Genomic DNA, 15,652 nt, shown 5'->3' with positions numbered 1-15,652 from the left:
AAAGCGGGTAGTAGAGAAAAAGGAATGCAACGTTTATGAATCAAATGAAGTTATTTTTATTTTGCGTTTTGCTATCTCGTATTGCTTGCAAAAATGGACATTTTGACCTGACTGTTTGATCATCACGTAAAAAATACTGTTTCCACTCTTGGTTATTTACAGAACCATATTCTTTTAATTCAGGATGAGGAGAAATTTGATCATAATGTTCAAGTCTCTTACGAATTTCCGCCTTCATTTTCTTTGCGTAGGTGGTGAACGCTGAAATTGATCAAGGACCCACCTTGGCGTGATAGCTAGCATAAAGTAAGGAAATGATCTACTCTTTCTCAAATGGTGAGCAGGAGTTGCACAGTACATAAAGTAGCGTTCCTCATGAAAGCAAAATTCCCAGCTTCGATCCTCCAGGTCATTAGAAATGGAAACAGGCCATTTTTTGGGATCTAATTGATGAAGTTCATTGAGTAGCTTCCAAAATAAATGTTCAAGAGAGTAAATATCAAGAGTTTTCATGTTTTCGGGAGTGTAAAAGAAGATAATAAGAGAGGTATTTTGACCAAATGATTTTGAATGGTTCGTATAATAGGTTAAAACGTTTGCTAATTCTAAGGCAGTTGCATCTTCTCTCGGATCTCCAATAAATGCAAAGCGTAAATGATTAGATAAAAAGCCTTGTATTGCGGGAATACAAGGAAATGGATGCTTTTTGTTGGTCATTTTCTTTTTAAATTGATGTAAGGCATCTTCTTGCCAAGGTAAAAACGATGTTGATTGTTCGTCATTATTTGAATGTAAGATCATACTCCACCCCTCCTAACACTTACTATATTTAGGAAGTGGATGATTGGTGTTTCTAAAAGAGGCTGGGACAGAAGCGTTTTTATGAATAAGAAATCCGATTGTTACGTTAGTTAAAGCATAGCAATTGCTTCGGAACTACACTTCGCTAAAGTTGTGCATCGTTCGTATTCTCATTTAAACACTCTAATCATGCCCCAGCCTCTATACTTACATTAAAAAGATGGCATTTGATCAAGATTATTTTCTTTAATTCCATCCGGTTCGCTTCTTAATATATCACGGCCGTACTTATGAAAAACATCCACATGTGCTAATTTTCCATCCTTCGCTTCTTGTAAAGCGGTTATATAATCAAGCTCTCGTCCAGCATTTGTTTTAAATGCAATTAAATCTCCGTCATCATTCTTTCGTACAGCAATAATACTCTCTTTACTTTGATCAATTGAGACAAATTCTTGGTCTTTTGCTTCGACTTCACCATTATTGCGGTATTGTTCATATATTTGCTCAAAACGATCGTTAGATGTCATAGGTTCCCACTCCTTCATCTTTTGTTTAGTGTATGTTTTTTTTGTTTTTGAATACAAAATAAGCGAATGTCTAAAAATAGAAGAAGAGAACCCATAAAAGGTTTCAGAAGGAGTGAAAAATGGGAATTATTGGGCTTTACAATTTCTTTACAATATCTTTACAGTAACGTTATTTACATTATCGTTACAATTTCTTAATATGTGAAAGGGGGCAATGGTTGTAGAACTTTGTCGACACGATATAGAGAAGGGCTGATAAAATGGATTTACAAACAATTCTGTTTATGTTTTTAGGAGGATTAGGAATCTTCTTATTCGGTATCAAGTATATGGGAGATGGCCTTCAAAAAGTAGCAGGAGATCGATTAAGAGATTTACTAGATAAATTTACAACCAACCCAATTATGGGGGTACTTGCAGGTTTAGTCGTAACCATTTTGCTTCAAACGAGTACGGGAACCACGGTTCTTACCATCGGACTTGTAAATGCTGGATTTATGACATTAAAACAAGCCATTGGTGTAATAATGGGGGCAAATATTGGAACGACAGTAACAGCATTTATTATCGGTATTAAAATTTCAACCTACGCCTTGCCTATTATTGCTGTAGGGACATTTTTAATTTTCTTCTTTAAAAATCAAAAAGTAAACAACTACGGACAAGTAGTGTTTGGCTTCGGTGCGCTTTTTCTAGGGTTAAATTTCATGGGAGATGCCATGAAACCACTACGTGAGGTTCAAGCTTTTGCTGATTTAACGGTTAGCATGAGTGACAATCCACTATTAGGGGTATTAATTGGTACGATCTTTACTGTAATCGTACAAAGTTCTTCTGCATCAATTGGTTTATTACAAACATTATTCTCACAAGGATTGATGGACTTAAATGCAGCATTACCAGTATTATTTGGTGACAATATTGGTACTACGATTACAGCTGTCTTAGCATCTTTAGGTGCTTCCATTGCTGCAAAAAGAGCAGCATTAACTCATGTTATCTTTAACTTAATTGGTACAGCGATCGTGTTAATATTGTTTAGACCATTTGTAGTTTTAATCTCTTACATTCAAGAAATGCTTCTTCTGAATCCTGAGATGACCATTGCATTTGCGCACGGAATTTTCAATGTCTCAAACACTTTAATTCAATTACCTTTTATTGCAATACTTGCATTAATTGTTACAAAGATCATTCCAGGTCAAGATTCAGCTATTGAATATAAGGCTCAACATTTAGACGAGCGATTTATTCGTGAATCTCCTTCTATTGCATTAGGACAAGCACAAAAAGAAGTATTGAGAATGGCAGAGCTTTCTGAAAAGGGTCTTGAAGAAGTTGGAAAATATATGAAGACACATGAAAAGAAGCATGGTGAATTAGTTCCACAATTTGAAGATGCAATTAACAATTTAGACCGTAAAATTACCGATTATTTAGTTCAATTGGCATCTCATTCCTTTACAGTTGACGATTCAAAACTTCATCAAACACTCTTAAATACTGTACGTGATATAGAGCGTATTGGGGATCATATGGAAAACATTATGGAATTAGTAGACAATCAAATTACAAACAAAGTAAGGTTCTCTGAGTCAGCGATTGCTGATTTAGATGAAATGTTCGATTTGACACTATCTACACTAAGACAGTCAATTAAAGCTTTAGAATTACATGACATTGACGAGGCCAGGTCTGTCTTAGAAAAGGAAGATAAGATTGATAAAATGGAACGTGATTTGAGGAAGAAACATATTACTCGCTTAAATGAAAATCGATGCACGGGTTCGGCGGGAATTATTTACGTTGATATCGTTAGTAATTTAGAACGTGTTGGGGATCATGCCGTTAATATTGCAGAAGTTGTAATTGGAGAAGATTAATAAAATGGAAAACGACTGGTTATGAGAGAGAGAAGGCCAAAAACGACCTTCTCAGTTCCTCATATAAAACCAGTCGTTTTTCTTTTAATACTAAAAAAAGTACTAGAAAAAAGATAGCTCAATAAAAATTGCCAATGCTACTAAAAACTGCAAAGGTTATGATTTGATTACAATGGAGTTTACGGCATAATATAAGAAAGAGAATACATTCACAAAAAAATTTGAAGATATGTCATGTCACACCTGTTAAAGGAGTAACAGTATGAATAAACTTACTGCCGTGTATCCACTAGCCGTTGAGCATACAAAAAAGAAAGTAATGGAGGATATTCAGCGTTATTTAGAAGAGAAAGAAACCATGCCCTCTTTTGAGAAGTACCTTGAGGAACGTCAAAATTATGTAGAACAAATTTGGGTGAATGTTTGGTTGAATAAAATAACCAATGATGTTTCAAAAAGGGAAAAAAAGTCCTTTCTTTCAGAGAGAAATTATGAAGTTGATGGTGTGGACAGGAAAATAATAAATCGACTATTCCGAAATGAAATGAGGGATTATCGTCCTTTTGCTGTAGTAGAGTGGATTACAACCACTTTTACAGGACATGAAAAAGAGTGGCAAGAACTTTATGAGCAGGCAAAGGTCAATTTGATTAAGCGAAAAGAGGAGGAACAAATAGTACAGAAACAAAAGGAAATTAGTGGGACCATTGAGTCTGTTTTGCAGCAAGTTTTAGAAAAAGACCAAGAAGAACTATACTTGTATATTCGACATCGTGTAAGCCAACAACTTGCTTCCGATTTTAAAACGAAGCCAAAATACCGTAAAATAGAAACATTTAAAATTGAAGAAGAACTAGAAGAGATAGGGTCCTTTTCCCCAAGCGATTATTTTACTGTCTCTAAGTTCTTTGATGAATTAACTGGTGCTGTCCAAAAGGCGTACTATTGGGAATATGAAAGGTATCTTTTTGCCTATCAACGGTTTATTAATGAAAAATTAAGGTTGTATGTAAGTAGGCTTGTACTAGAGAGGCTTTCAGAACAATTGTATAGGCAATATGAAGAGGCCTACAATCAGCCTTTATCAGAAGTGGCCATTCGTCTAATTGTTAAACCGTATCTTTCTTACTGGGAGAAGAGGTTCTTTTCAAATATTCAATTAGAATTATTAGAAGACCTCTTACATCTTGCTGACATTCCATTTGATTTAGATGTGCATCGAAAAAAGTATCAGCAAGATTTAATTGAACGGGAACGAAAAAAGGCCGAAGAAGAGGCTGAAGCAAAAAGAAAGCGGGAAGAAGAAGCTCGAATTCTAGATGATATTTTTGGACGTGAATATAGGCCATCAGCTGGTAGAAACATTCGCTATGTTTTGCATATCGGAGAAACAAATACAGGGAAAACCCATCATGCGTTAGAAAGAATGAAAGCTGCAAAAAGTGGATTGTATCTTGCGCCACTTCGTTTACTGGCTCTAGAAGTATACGACAAGTTAAATGCTGAGGGTGTTCCATGCATATTAAAAACAGGGGAAGAAGAAAAAATAGTAGAAGGAGCTCACCATAATTCCTGTACTGTTGAAATGTTTCACGAAAAGGAATTTTATGATGTTGTTGTCATCGATGAAGCACAAATGATTGCAGATAAAGATCGAGGCTTTTCATGGTATAAGGCTGTTACAAAAGCACATGCAAATGAAGTTCATATTATCGGCAGTCGAAATGCAGAAACCATGGTTTTGCAACTCTTAGGTGACTCTGAAGATATAGAAATCCATGATTATACACGTGATATTCCTTTAAAGGTTGAACGGAAAGAATTTAAAATAAGTCATACGAAAAAAGGTGATGCCTTAGTATGCTTTTCAAGAAGGCGAGTGCTCGAAACAGCTTCGCAGCTACAAAAAAATGGCCACTCTGTAAGTATGATTTATGGAAGTATGCCTCCTGAAACTCGTAAAAAACAAATGCAACGCTTTATAGATGGTGAAACAACTGTTATTGTTTCAACTGATGCTATTGGCATGGGCTTAAATTTGCCAATACGAAGAATTGCATTTTTAGAAAATGAAAAATTTGATGGAACGAGAAGGAGAAGACTCACTTCACAAGAAATTAAACAAATTGCTGGTCGAGCAGGTCGAAAAGGCATTTACGATATTGGAAAAGTAGCTTTTACAAGTGAAATTAAATTAATGAAACATTTATTACAGCAAGAGGATGAGTCAATTCAAACGTTCGCTATTGCACCGACGAATGCTGTTTTTGAACGATTTCAAAAATATTATCGTGACTTGGGTACCTTTTTTGAACTTTGGGATAAATTTGAAAGTCCAAAGGGGACCAAAAAAGCAAGTCTATCAGAAGAACGCGAGTTATATGAGACCATTCGAAACACGGAAATTGAAGCTCGTCTTTCCATGATGGATCTTTATGGATTTTTGCATTTGCCGTTTTCTTCAAAGGAACCAGGTTTAACCGAACAATGGCAAGAAAAAATGATTGCCATTGTTAGAGGCAATGATTTACCAGAACCCCAAATTGTAAAAGGGTCACTTGAAGAACTTGAACTTTCCTATAAATCCATTGGTTTACACCTCCTGTTTTTGTACAGACTGGAACGAAGAACAGAAGCAATTTATTGGGAGCGAATCCGAGAAGAAATTAGTGACGGAGTTCATGAAGTATTGAAAAATGATGTTAGAACTCTCGCCAAAACATGCAAATACTGTGGGAAAAACATGTCATGGGAACATGAATTTACGATGTGTGATGAGTGTCATAAAACAAGATATAAGCAAAGAGAACGAGGTGGATATCGCAACCGAAAGTATTATAGGTGATGTAAGCAGGTTGGACCCTAAGGATAAGAGGAGGCCACTATAAAAGACAAAAATCGCACCTTTTTCAGTGGCCTCGATAAGAGGGGCAGGCCTTGTCTTAGAACAAGTTATTCAACTTCTAAAACACGGTAGCCATGTTTGTTCAAATCGTGAAGGATTTTTGCGAGATTCGGTGTTTCTTCAATTTTGATAAGGAGTCTTCTAAGGTAATTTGAATCAGCTTCAAATCCAATATCAGAAATAATATTAACGTTGTACTTGGTTATAATTTTGGATACACCAAGTAATGTACCAACTTGATTATGCACACCTAAAAGGATACGAATTCCTTTAACGTTCGTACCAAAACAGGATTCAAGTGTCTGTTCAACGATTGAGCGCTTTATAATGCCAACAAATTGATCACCGTCAAGAACGGGAACAAATGGGTACCTTACAATAATAGGCAAACAATCTTCAAAATGACCTTTCCTTAAATCAACAAACTCATTTGAAGTTGTTTTCTCTATGCAGTGATCAATGGGATCCTTATGTAGTTCTTCTAACGAAGTTTGAGCGGGTTTTGATTCATAATATTCTAGGATAGAACGCTTACTTAAAATTCCTAGAAAAGAAGAACCATCCTCTGATATAACAGGCAGGCTGTAATGAGATTGCCCAAAAACATCCAACGCTTCACGGATTGTCATTTTAGGCTTAAGTAAGACAAGTTCTTTTAAAGGCGTTAAACAATTTCGAATAAACAAGCGAACCACCCCATTCATATAAAATTGTTTTGCTTCTTTTTTATTATAATAAGAATTGAGTAATTTAGAATTCTTTTCTTAAAAAGGGCATTTAGGAGGCACCCTTTATAATGGATTTAATCGATAGGAGTGAAAGAAATGAGTAAGGAAAATGTGTTAATACTAATAGGATTTTTCTTTGTAAATGGCCTGTTAATTGGGAGTTTATTTACAGGGAGAGAATATATTATGGAGATACTGATCTTTACAGCAATTGCAAATGGATTGTTCGTAGCCTTACTTTTCTATTTAAGAAAACTAGGGACGGACACGTAATAAAGGATAGTCGAAAGAGCAAAACGAAAATCGTTCTGCTCTTTCGACTATTTGTTTTTTCGTTTAGCAATTTCTTCAGATACGATAAAAGCAAGATCTTCATTGCCATAAAGGGATAATACGCCGAGTAGAGTTGTATCCGCAATGTGTTCTGACTCGTGTTTTGGTACGGTTAGATCAATTGCATGTTGTAATGCGGGATTTGATAATTGATTTGGGTACGCTTTTTTATACAGCTCTTCTGGATTTAAATCGTTATTGACGCACCACTGGGCAAATACAAGAATCATCATATGTTCATCTTGCTGGTAATTAGTAATAATTTTTTCTTCTAGTTCTTTTTGGTTCATTTTAATTCCTCCGTTATTCCATGTCCTTCATCAATGTGTTTAATTGTTTTAAAAATTGCTTATTATAAGAAGTGATAATGTGGGTTCTTGCTTTAGCAAGTGGAATTTCTGTTTTGCAACCACGACCTTGGCAAGGGACCAATTCTTGATCTACTTGAATTAAATACTTTTTCCTCTTTTTACATACTGGGCAAGTAGCACTAATTAATTGAACCGATGCTCCTTTAGAAAATGCTCCTTGTGTTTTGTCTTTCGTTTCCTTCGATAACTCTTGAAATAGCACAGCATTTGTTGCAGCTCTTCCTGTTCGTTTAATTAATGTTTCAAGGGTTAGCAAGGGTTTCGGATTTCTCACGGGCTTTTTCTTGACTGTAATGTTATCGTACTCATCCATTTCTAATAATCCATATCCTTTAGGGATCTCTTCTATTGTTAACAAATCGACAGGTGTTAATAAGTAAGCATAATCAGCAATTTGATGATATCCATAATCAGAGTGTAACACGTCATCTCGTAAAAAATCAGAACGTGTCGCTTTTACCTCAATAATTCGTGCTTCTTTTCTTTTTAAGTTAATTCCTAAAGCATCTGCTTTAAACCGTTTCCTATGTACAAATAATTTTACTTCGTTTGCACATAAATCTGTCATTTTTTCTTTTAACCAGTATAGTGATTGCGTCTTAAGATGCTTGTGAATCTTACTTTCCATAATTCAATCCTTCCTCTAGTGACTATAACCAATTTAATAAATGCAAAAGATAAATGCATGTTGTTAACGTTACCCCAATAATAGAAATAAACCATACGTTTTGTTTTATGATCACACGTGCGGGTTGGTTCATAAGTTTTGCTGCCATAAGGACTTGGCCAGAAAATGGTGAAATTTGAGTTGAAACCGTCCAAGCAATCAATATAAGCAATGCTAGGTATTCAGGGCTAACACCAAACTGATCAGGAGATAAGGCACTCCCTATTCCAATTACGATAATGACAGGATGAATGCCTATTTGGGCAAGCAGTGTTGCTAATATGACAAGAAGCAAACTAATGATAAAAACAGAGCCAAATGAGACTTGAAATAACATGGCTGATAAGTAACTACCTACATCTGTAAGAGCCATAGCCATTCCTAAATAACCAGCACTAATAAAAATAGCCAGTTCATTTTTGAGACGAATGAAAGAAGACTCCACTTGTTCAACAACATCATGAATAAATGGACGCAATATTTTGGTGAAAATCGCCCAGAAAAGAGGAAGAACAACAGCTAACATCGTAACAACCGTTAACATCTTTACAGGTAAAAGATAGTCTAATAAAAATGAGAACGAAATAAGGACAAAGCAAAAAGCTAGAAAGGCTTTAATCGACGATGAATTCGTTGGGATCTGATCAGCTGTCTTCGTTTCGATAACAGGGTCATCGGCAAAATGAATTTGTTTAAACATTATGATGCATATTGCTATATAAATCGTGGCAAGGAGTAAACCATACCCACCAATACTAAACCATGCTACATCAAACAATACGAGGACCAGTCCTACATTTACAAAATAAGGTGACCAAAGCATAGAAGTAGCAAATGCTCTCATAATCGTTAAAGTCAATGCCTGATTTCGATAACTAGTAAAGCTCTCATCAGCGATTCGTTTAACTATGGCCATAGAACCAAAGTTGAGTAAAGTACTCATCGTTGCTGTTAATATGAAACTTAGACGATAAGGGTGCTGACCGGCCTTTTTTTGTCTTGATTGAACTTGATCTTTTAAAGCTGACAAATAACCAGCTGTTGACATGAATGTACCGATTATTGGAATTAACAAAAATAAGGAAAGCAAATTTACATTTTCACCAAACGCTAGGGTCGCAACATAAAATCCACCACTTTCCAAAATGAAACCAATCGTACCAACAGTAAGAAGGAGAGTTACAATCAACCGATTTATTGTCGTTAAATAAAAAATGGAACTAAAAAGTAAGAGAGCGCAGAGAATGCTATATGTAATTTTAAGTATGTTACTCGGGAAAAAAGCTTCAATGAGGTAAAGAGTTGATGTTACATAACAGATAACTCCTAAGACTCGTGTTAGATGATGTTGCGTAATACTCATCTCCTTTTCCTAGTAAATCATTTAAACATCCCATTCTATTCTAAAATGAAAGAGGAGCTTGGTAAAGGAAAAGGTTGTAGGATTAAAGACGAAATCGTACTAATTACAAAGTTTTCATTATATGAATGAATAAGATTTTGTTTTCTTGTCATTATGTGAGAGGGGTTGTTTTATTTGGATATTAAGCAAGCCATTTTAACTAGAAGAACGATTGGTTTAGTAAAAGACGATCCTATTCCTACTGAGTGGATCAAAGAAATTCTTCATGCCGGAACATTTGCCCCGAATCATTATCGAACAGAACCATGGAGGTTTTTTGTATTACAAGAAAAGGCTAGAAATCGCTTAGGGGATGTGTTTGCTGAAGTAACAAAAACTACTCTAGAAGATCCAACATCAGATGATAGTAAAAAGAAATTAGAGAGAAGCAAAAGCAATCCATTACGGGCACCTGTTATTATTGCAGTCGGGGTAGAACCAAGTACAAAAAAGAATGTCTTATTAAAAGAAGAGTATGCTGCTGTCCATAGTGCTGTTCAAAATATGCTTCTAACGGCACACAGCTTAGGTTTAGGTGCTATTTGGAGGACAGGAGCGTTATGTTATGCAGATCAAGTGCGAGATTTTTTGGGTTTATCAGAAAGAGGTGAGGTAGTTGCCTTTATTTACTTAGGCTATCCTAATATGGAAACACCTCAAGTGATAAAGAGTTCTTATCAAGAAGTGACAACATGGCTTCAATGATCAATGAGAGAAGACCCTTTCTTCTCTCATTCTTATTAATATTGAAGGCGTTAGGTAAGAAAATAACGAAAAATATAATATGAACTAAAAATCGATTGTGATAAAAAGAGCAACCCCCAAATAAAGGCAGGGATATAAGTGAGCTTTTGAAGATTTGTAGCATCTCCAGCGCTTTTTGAATGAGTAATGCTTAAAAGAAAAATCGCAATGGAAGCTAACACAGACTGTACTAAGATAATACTAGCTAGTAAATGAACGACCATTTCTTTTATAGAATCTAATTGAAAATAAATCATAAACGAACATCCTATTACATAAAAGAGAAGCCATAAAATCCCAAAGAAGTTCCGAACCCATAAACATAAATTAATAATGGCAAAGCTGAGAAATACATAAAATAAAAGCATGACATTACCAGATGTAATAAGATAAAAGCTAATTAATGCCATAAAAGAAGCAAATGTATAACCTGCATATGCGACAATAATGGAGCGAAACCGTGATGTGGATGCTGTATAGGCAACGCCGTCTGTTGTTGAAAACAAGGAAATCGAATAAACCTTACCACTTGTTAGTAAGGTTGCAATTGCATGACCACTTTCGTGAATGAGCGTATGGATTGTACCAAACAATGATCGGATGATAGGAATGAACGAAATGATTACAGCAACAAGTATATAAACAAATATTTGGTTCATAATAATATCCTCCTATTTTCTTCATCCTACCCTAATTGAACAGGATATAAAAGTAATCTCTTTTAAGGTTATGGATCAGACGCAACTTACTAGCATTAGACAAAAATAGGAAACATGTTATCCTTATACTATGTTTGGTACATTAAATACTTGGAGGCAGTTTAATGAATTATATGTCAGTAATCGTCCCGATCATTTTCCTCTTAAATACAGTTTTGGCGATTATGATTATTTTTTTAGAACGGAGAAATGTAAGTTCGATTTGGATGTGGGTACTAGTATTAACCTTGCTGCCACTAGCAGGCTTCTTTCTATATATTATTTTTGGTCGAAACCTTAGTAAATCGAAATTATTCAGATGGGATGAAAAAAGTTATCATTTATTAAAACGTTTAGTTGCTTCTCAATTGACTTCATTTCGTGAAGGCCGATTAGAAGCTGAAGACAAGGCCATCATAAAATATAAAGATTTTATTATTATGAATTTAACCAATAATGCTTCACTGCTAACTCAAAATAATAAATTAGATGTGTACATAGATGGAGAAGAAAAGTTTCAGTCATTATTAACGGATATTGACCAAGCAAAGAAACATATACATATTTTATATTACATTATTCGTGATGATGACCTTGGGAATAAGCTAGCTGATGCTTTAGCAAAAAAGGCAGATGAAGGGGTTGAAGTAAGACTACTATATGATGATTTAGGTTCTCGAAGCCTAAGCAAAGCATTTGTTCAAAAAATCAAAGCATCTGGTGGAGAGGTTGAAGCATTTTTTCCTTCTAAAATACCTTTTATTAATTTAACCATCAATTTTAGAAATCACCGTAAGCTCGTGGTGATTGATGGGAAAATTGGATACATTGGTGGTTTTAATGTTGGGGATGAATATTTAGGCTTAAATGAAAAATTTGGTTATTGGCGAGATACGCACTTACGTATTATGGGAGAAGCTGTTAATAACATTCAAACTCGTTTCATACAAGATTGGAATCAAGCTGCAAGAAAGGAGTTATTAATAAAAGACTTTCGCCTTCCTTTTCATCATCCTTACGGGCAATGTGGCATTCAAATTGTATCAAGTGGACCTGATTCTCAACTGGAACAAATAAAAAAAGCTTATATTAAGATGATTTTATCTGCAAAAAATTATGTGTATATCCAATCACCTTATTTTATCCCAGATGAAAGTCTTCTTGACGCTTTGAAAATAGCCTGTTTTTCTGGGTTGGACGTTCGAATCATGATTCCGAATAAACCCGATCACCCGTTTGTTTATTGGGCTACATTTTCTAATATAGGTGAGCTTCTAAAGTTAGGAGCAAAAATTTATATTTATGAGAATGGATTTCTGCATTGTAAAACAATTATCTCTGATGATGCAATTGCTTCTATCGGTACAGCAAATATAGACGTCAGAAGTTTCCGATTGAATTTTGAGGTGAACGCCTTTTTGTATTCAGAAAAAGAAGTGAAAAAGCTATCGGAAATCTTTCAACATGATATGGACCATTCTAGAGAATTAACTTTAGAACAATATGAACAACGATCAATCAAGATTCGATTCAAGGAGTCCGTTTCTAGACTTTTATCTCCAATCCTTTAAGGAGATGAAAGTAGGCGCATCCTTGAAGTTAGGGGTGGTTTTTTTGTTTTTAAAACCATTTGAAACAAAACAAATGCTTGAGGCGATATTAGGGAGTATTGATGAAGCCATCCATGTTGTCAACTCTGAAGGAATGACAATTTATTATAATGAAGTTGCAGCTAACAATGATGGGACGAAGATTGCCGATGTACTTGGAAAGCATGTTCTTGATGTGTTTCCATCGTTAAATAAACAATCTAGTACGTTGTTGAAAGTACTTGAACATGGCAAGCCTATCTACCAACAAACACAAACATATAAAAATCGAAAAGGACAATTGATTGATACAGTTAATACAACTCTACCCATAAGAGCGGGCAAAACGATCATTGGTGCAGTGGAAATTGCCAAAGATATAACGACTGTCAAAAATCTCTCTCAGGCGTTGCTTGCTCTTCAAGAAAAAGTGAACACTGATCTTTCCAAGCCTCTTCCTTTTACAGGGGCCAAATATGATTTCAATCATATTATTACAACCAATACAGAGATGTTGAGGATAAAGGAACTAGCTAGAAAAGCAGCAAAAACATCATCCCCTGTGTTAATTTACGGAGAAACGGGAACGGGTAAAGAGTTGTTAGTGCAAGCGATTCATAATGCTTCTAGTAGAAAAGACAGTTCTTTTATCGCTCAAAACTGTGCGTCTTTACCTGCATCTTTATTAGAAAGCACGTTATTTGGCACGAAAAAGGGAAGTTATACAGGTGCAGTGGATCGAATGGGTCTTTTTGAACTTTCTCATAAAGGAACCCTTTTTTTAGATGAAATCAACACAATGTCTTTGGATTTTCAAACAAAACTTCTACGTATTATAGAAGACGGAGTTATTCGTCGCGTAGGTGGAATGGAGTCTTTCTTAGTAGATGTAAGGATGGTCGTAGCTATGAATGAGCATCCATTAACTTGTATTGAGAAAAAACAGTTGCGATCTGACCTATATTATCGTTTAAATGTTTTTTTTCTTGAGATTCCCCCTCTTCGTAAGCGAAAGGATGACATCGTGTTGCTAGCACGACATTTTGTCAAGAAATTTAATTATTCTTTTCATAAATTGGTTGTCTCTATAGATGAAGAAGTGCTTCAGATATTAAATAACCATGACTGGCCTGGAAATGTACGTGAATTAGAGCATGCCATTGAGTATGCGATGAATGTCGTTGATGGTGACACAATTCATGAAGAACATTTACCGGTATATTTACAAGGAAAAAGGGGATCAATGGCGAAAGAAATACCCCCTTTATCTTTACGTATGACATTAGAACAAACCGAGAAAGAGATGATTATACGTGCATTAAACGAATGCAATCAGAACGTTTTACATGCGGCGAGTCAACTAGGTATTCCGAGGCAAACATTACAATACAAAATGAAAAAGCATGGTCTCTGAAACAAGAAAGGAGAATGCGTGTGCAATCTGAACAAAAAAGGTTCCAGACACCAAGCTATGTTGCAGATGTCTTCTTAGATTATTTTAATCAACGGGTACGCGTCGAAAATTATAGAGGAAATATCAAACAAATAATGATTGTCTTGGATCAACTAGTAGACGACCATCAGTTCACAAAAATCATCTTTCATGCAAAGCCTGAACAGTGGACGCAGTTGCTTTCGTTTGGATTTGAACTTGAAGCTGTTTTTAAAGGATATAGCAATGGATCTGATCAATACGCGATGGCGAAGTATAAGACAAATGACCGTCGAACAAGTGAGCATTGGGTGAAGGAAGATGATATCTTATTAGATGTTTATCAAAAAGGCAGGGATGTAAAAGCAAAAGAACTGCCTGAAGAATATACGTTTAGAAGAGCGATAGAAAAAGACAGTACGAAGTTGGCTGAGTTATACAACAAGGTTTTTGATATTTACCCAACCCCTATGAACGAAGCTCACTATGTTCAAAAAGTCATCCAAACAGGCTCCATATTTTATATTGTAGAATGCAAAGGAGAGATTGTTAGTGCTGCATCGGCGGACGTTAACCGTACTTATCATAATGCAGAATTAACGGACTGTGCAACAGTACCTGAACACCGAAAATATGGACTTATGAAAAAAATATTACAAAAGCTAGAAGAAGAATTAAAAAAAGAACAGATCTTTTGTGCTTTCTCCATCGCCCGCTCCTTATCATTTGGAATGAACGCTGTTTTTTATCAACTTGGATTTGATTACACAGGAAGACTAAGAAAAAATTGCTATATTTATGATAAATTAGAGGATATGAATGTTTGGGTTAAAGATTTAAGTGATTTTAATAATTAACAGTTGTCTCGTCTCCATTATGGCGGCGGGGATTTTTTTTGCTGTTTAGCAAAATTCGAATAATTCAAACGCTCATGTTAAAAATAATCAAAACGGACAAAATGAATAGAGGTTATTCATTGATTATGATTAATAAACAAGAAAGAACGGAAGAGGTGGCTCGTTATTATGAAGCCATTACTAATACAAATAGTGAATATGTGAAGTACTGGTTTGAAAATATTTACGGTCATTGGGATTATTGGATTGTTGTTTTGCTTACTATTTCCCCTTGGATTATATGGTTTCTTGTAAGAAATAAACAGAGTCAAGGGAGATTATTGATGGCTGGTTTGCTCATGATGCTATTTGCATCATCATTAGATTTTCTCGGCGTAGTATCGGGGAGGTGGTTTTATACAACCGATGTTATCCCAACATTACCATCGTTTCTTCCTTGGGACGTTAGTATTTTTCCTGTACTTATTATGTTGTTCATACAATTTAAACCAGAGCTGAACCCCTGGTTAAAAGCCCTGGTATTTTCGTTGTTCAATTCATTTGTTGGGGAACCCTTTATGAAATGGTTAGGATTGTATGTGTCTGTGATTACGGCCAGTGAAATGTACCACCAATGACATTCTATTTACCACCTAGTGACAAGAAATGTACCAGCAAATGACAAGCTGTTTACCGCTATACCTTCTGTATAATTATTGAGCACACCTTCAGG

Annotated in this window: 14 protein-coding genes and 1 pseudogene; 8 read left to right on the top strand and 7 right to left on the bottom strand. The window is 35.3% G+C overall.

What is annotated here, in order from left to right; translation table 11 throughout:
- Window positions 1-40: 40 nt before the first annotated feature.
- Window positions 41-801: pseudogene (locus N0O92_RS15220) on the bottom strand (YqcI/YcgG family protein).
- A 212-nt stretch (window positions 802-1,013) separates the two neighbouring features.
- The gene (locus tag N0O92_RS15215) at window positions 1,014-1,331 is read right to left on the bottom strand and encodes a DUF3892 domain-containing protein (RefSeq protein WP_315615516.1); all 318 of its coding nucleotides are present in this window, start codon (window positions 1,329-1,331) and stop codon (window positions 1,014-1,016) included.
- 260 nt (window positions 1,332-1,591) lie between these two features.
- On the opposite strand from N0O92_RS15215, the gene N0O92_RS15210 reads away from it, so the two are divergent.
- Window positions 1,592-3,214 carry a Na/Pi cotransporter family protein gene (locus N0O92_RS15210; RefSeq protein ID WP_315615515.1) on the top strand — a complete coding sequence of 541 codons (1,623 nt, stop codon included), beginning with the start codon at window positions 1,592-1,594 and terminating at the stop codon, window positions 3,212-3,214.
- Between the two features lie 262 nt (window positions 3,215-3,476).
- Window positions 3,477-6,059 carry a helicase-related protein gene (locus N0O92_RS15205; RefSeq protein WP_315615514.1) on the top strand — a complete coding sequence of 861 codons (2,583 nt, stop codon included), beginning with the start codon at window positions 3,477-3,479 and terminating at the stop codon, window positions 6,057-6,059.
- Between the two features lie 107 nt (window positions 6,060-6,166).
- Here N0O92_RS15205 and N0O92_RS15200 read toward each other — a convergent pair whose 3' ends face one another.
- Window positions 6,167-6,805: a CBS domain-containing protein gene (locus tag N0O92_RS15200; protein ID WP_315615513.1), complete on the bottom strand. Its 639-nt coding sequence runs from the start codon at window positions 6,803-6,805 to the stop codon at window positions 6,167-6,169.
- Window positions 6,806-6,943: 138 nt separating this feature from the next.
- On the opposite strand from N0O92_RS15200, the gene N0O92_RS15195 reads away from it, so the two are divergent.
- Window positions 6,944-7,120 carry a hypothetical protein gene (locus N0O92_RS15195; RefSeq protein ID WP_315615512.1) on the top strand — a complete coding sequence of 59 codons (177 nt, stop codon included), beginning with the start codon at window positions 6,944-6,946 and terminating at the stop codon, window positions 7,118-7,120.
- A gap of 47 nt (window positions 7,121-7,167) precedes the next feature.
- Here the strand turns inward: N0O92_RS15195 and N0O92_RS15190 are convergent, their stop codons facing one another.
- Genes N0O92_RS15190 through N0O92_RS15180 form a run of 3 tightly spaced genes read right to left on the bottom strand, consistent with a single transcriptional unit; the run spans window position 7,168 to window position 9,581 of the window.
- Window positions 7,168-7,470, bottom strand: a complete 303-nt coding sequence (locus N0O92_RS15190) for a hypothetical protein (RefSeq protein ID WP_315615511.1) — start codon at window positions 7,468-7,470, stop codon at window positions 7,168-7,170.
- A 13-nt stretch (window positions 7,471-7,483) separates the two neighbouring features.
- Entirely contained in the window at window positions 7,484-8,179 is a 696-nt protein-coding gene (locus tag N0O92_RS15185; RefSeq protein ID WP_315615510.1) for a hypothetical protein, read from the bottom strand.
- A 22-nt stretch (window positions 8,180-8,201) separates the two neighbouring features.
- On the bottom strand, window positions 8,202-9,581 hold the full coding sequence (locus N0O92_RS15180; RefSeq protein ID WP_315615509.1) for a hypothetical protein: 1,380 nt from the start codon (window positions 9,579-9,581) through the stop codon (window positions 8,202-8,204).
- 174 nt (window positions 9,582-9,755) lie between these two features.
- Between N0O92_RS15180 and N0O92_RS15175 the strand changes: the two genes are divergently transcribed.
- Window positions 9,756-10,325, top strand: coding sequence for a nitroreductase family protein (locus tag N0O92_RS15175; RefSeq protein WP_315615508.1), 570 nt, complete (start codon window positions 9,756-9,758; stop codon window positions 10,323-10,325).
- A 50-nt stretch (window positions 10,326-10,375) separates the two neighbouring features.
- Here the strand turns inward: N0O92_RS15175 and N0O92_RS15170 are convergent, their stop codons facing one another.
- A complete protein-coding gene (locus tag N0O92_RS15170) occupies window positions 10,376-11,023 on the bottom strand; it encodes a M50 family metallopeptidase (protein WP_315615507.1) in 648 nt (215 codons plus the stop codon).
- Window positions 11,024-11,187: 164 nt separating this feature from the next.
- Here N0O92_RS15170 and cls point away from each other — a divergent pair, with 164 nt between their 5' ends.
- The 4 genes from cls (at window position 11,188) to N0O92_RS15150 (ending at window position 15,557) form a co-directional block, all read left to right on the top strand.
- A complete protein-coding gene (gene cls / locus N0O92_RS15165; RefSeq protein ID WP_315615506.1) occupies window positions 11,188-12,633 on the top strand; it encodes a cardiolipin synthase in 1,446 nt (481 codons plus the stop codon).
- 43 nt (window positions 12,634-12,676) lie between these two features.
- Window positions 12,677-14,065 carry a sigma-54 interaction domain-containing protein gene (locus tag N0O92_RS15160; RefSeq protein ID WP_396334528.1) on the top strand — a complete coding sequence of 463 codons (1,389 nt, stop codon included), beginning with the start codon at window positions 12,677-12,679 and terminating at the stop codon, window positions 14,063-14,065.
- A 14-nt stretch (window positions 14,066-14,079) separates the two neighbouring features.
- Window positions 14,080-14,940 (top strand): putative beta-lysine N-acetyltransferase, encoded by an 861-nt coding sequence (gene ablB / locus N0O92_RS15155; protein ID WP_315615504.1) that lies wholly within the window; start codon window positions 14,080-14,082, stop codon window positions 14,938-14,940.
- Between the two features lie 125 nt (window positions 14,941-15,065).
- Window positions 15,066-15,557 carry a CBO0543 family protein gene (locus N0O92_RS15150; RefSeq protein ID WP_315615618.1) on the top strand — a complete coding sequence of 164 codons (492 nt, stop codon included), beginning with the start codon at window positions 15,066-15,068 and terminating at the stop codon, window positions 15,555-15,557.
- Window positions 15,558-15,652 lie beyond the last annotated feature (95 nt).

The organism is Alkalihalobacillus sp. MEB130, assembly GCF_032335535.1.
Lineage (GTDB): Bacteria > Bacillota > Bacilli > Bacillales > Bacillaceae_D > Halalkalibacter.
This window is presented reverse-complemented; position numbering and strand designations above follow the sequence as displayed.

Coding starts and splice junctions, on each gene's coding strand:
- N0O92_RS15215 (WP_315615516.1), bottom strand. CDS start 1,331: ATGACATCTAACGATCGTTTTGAGCAAATATATGAACAATACCGCAAT.
- N0O92_RS15210 (WP_315615515.1), top strand. CDS start 1,592: ATGGATTTACAAACAATTCTGTTTATGTTTTTAGGAGGATTAGGAATC.
- N0O92_RS15205 (WP_315615514.1), top strand. CDS start 3,477: ATGAATAAACTTACTGCCGTGTATCCACTAGCCGTTGAGCATACAAAA.
- N0O92_RS15195 (WP_315615512.1), top strand. CDS start 6,944: ATGAGTAAGGAAAATGTGTTAATACTAATAGGATTTTTCTTTGTAAAT.
- N0O92_RS15190 (WP_315615511.1), bottom strand. CDS start 7,470: ATGAACCAAAAAGAACTAGAAGAAAAAATTATTACTAATTACCAGCAA.
- N0O92_RS15185 (WP_315615510.1), bottom strand. CDS start 8,179: ATGGAAAGTAAGATTCACAAGCATCTTAAGACGCAATCACTATACTGG.
- N0O92_RS15180 (WP_315615509.1), bottom strand. CDS start 9,581: ATGAGTATTACGCAACATCATCTAACACGAGTCTTAGGAGTTATCTGT.
- N0O92_RS15170 (WP_315615507.1), bottom strand. CDS start 11,023: ATGAACCAAATATTTGTTTATATACTTGTTGCTGTAATCATTTCGTTC.
- cls (WP_315615506.1), top strand. CDS start 11,188: ATGAATTATATGTCAGTAATCGTCCCGATCATTTTCCTCTTAAATACA.
- ablB (WP_315615504.1), top strand. CDS start 14,080: ATGCGTGTGCAATCTGAACAAAAAAGGTTCCAGACACCAAGCTATGTT.
- N0O92_RS15150 (WP_315615618.1), top strand. CDS start 15,066: ATGATTAATAAACAAGAAAGAACGGAAGAGGTGGCTCGTTATTATGAA.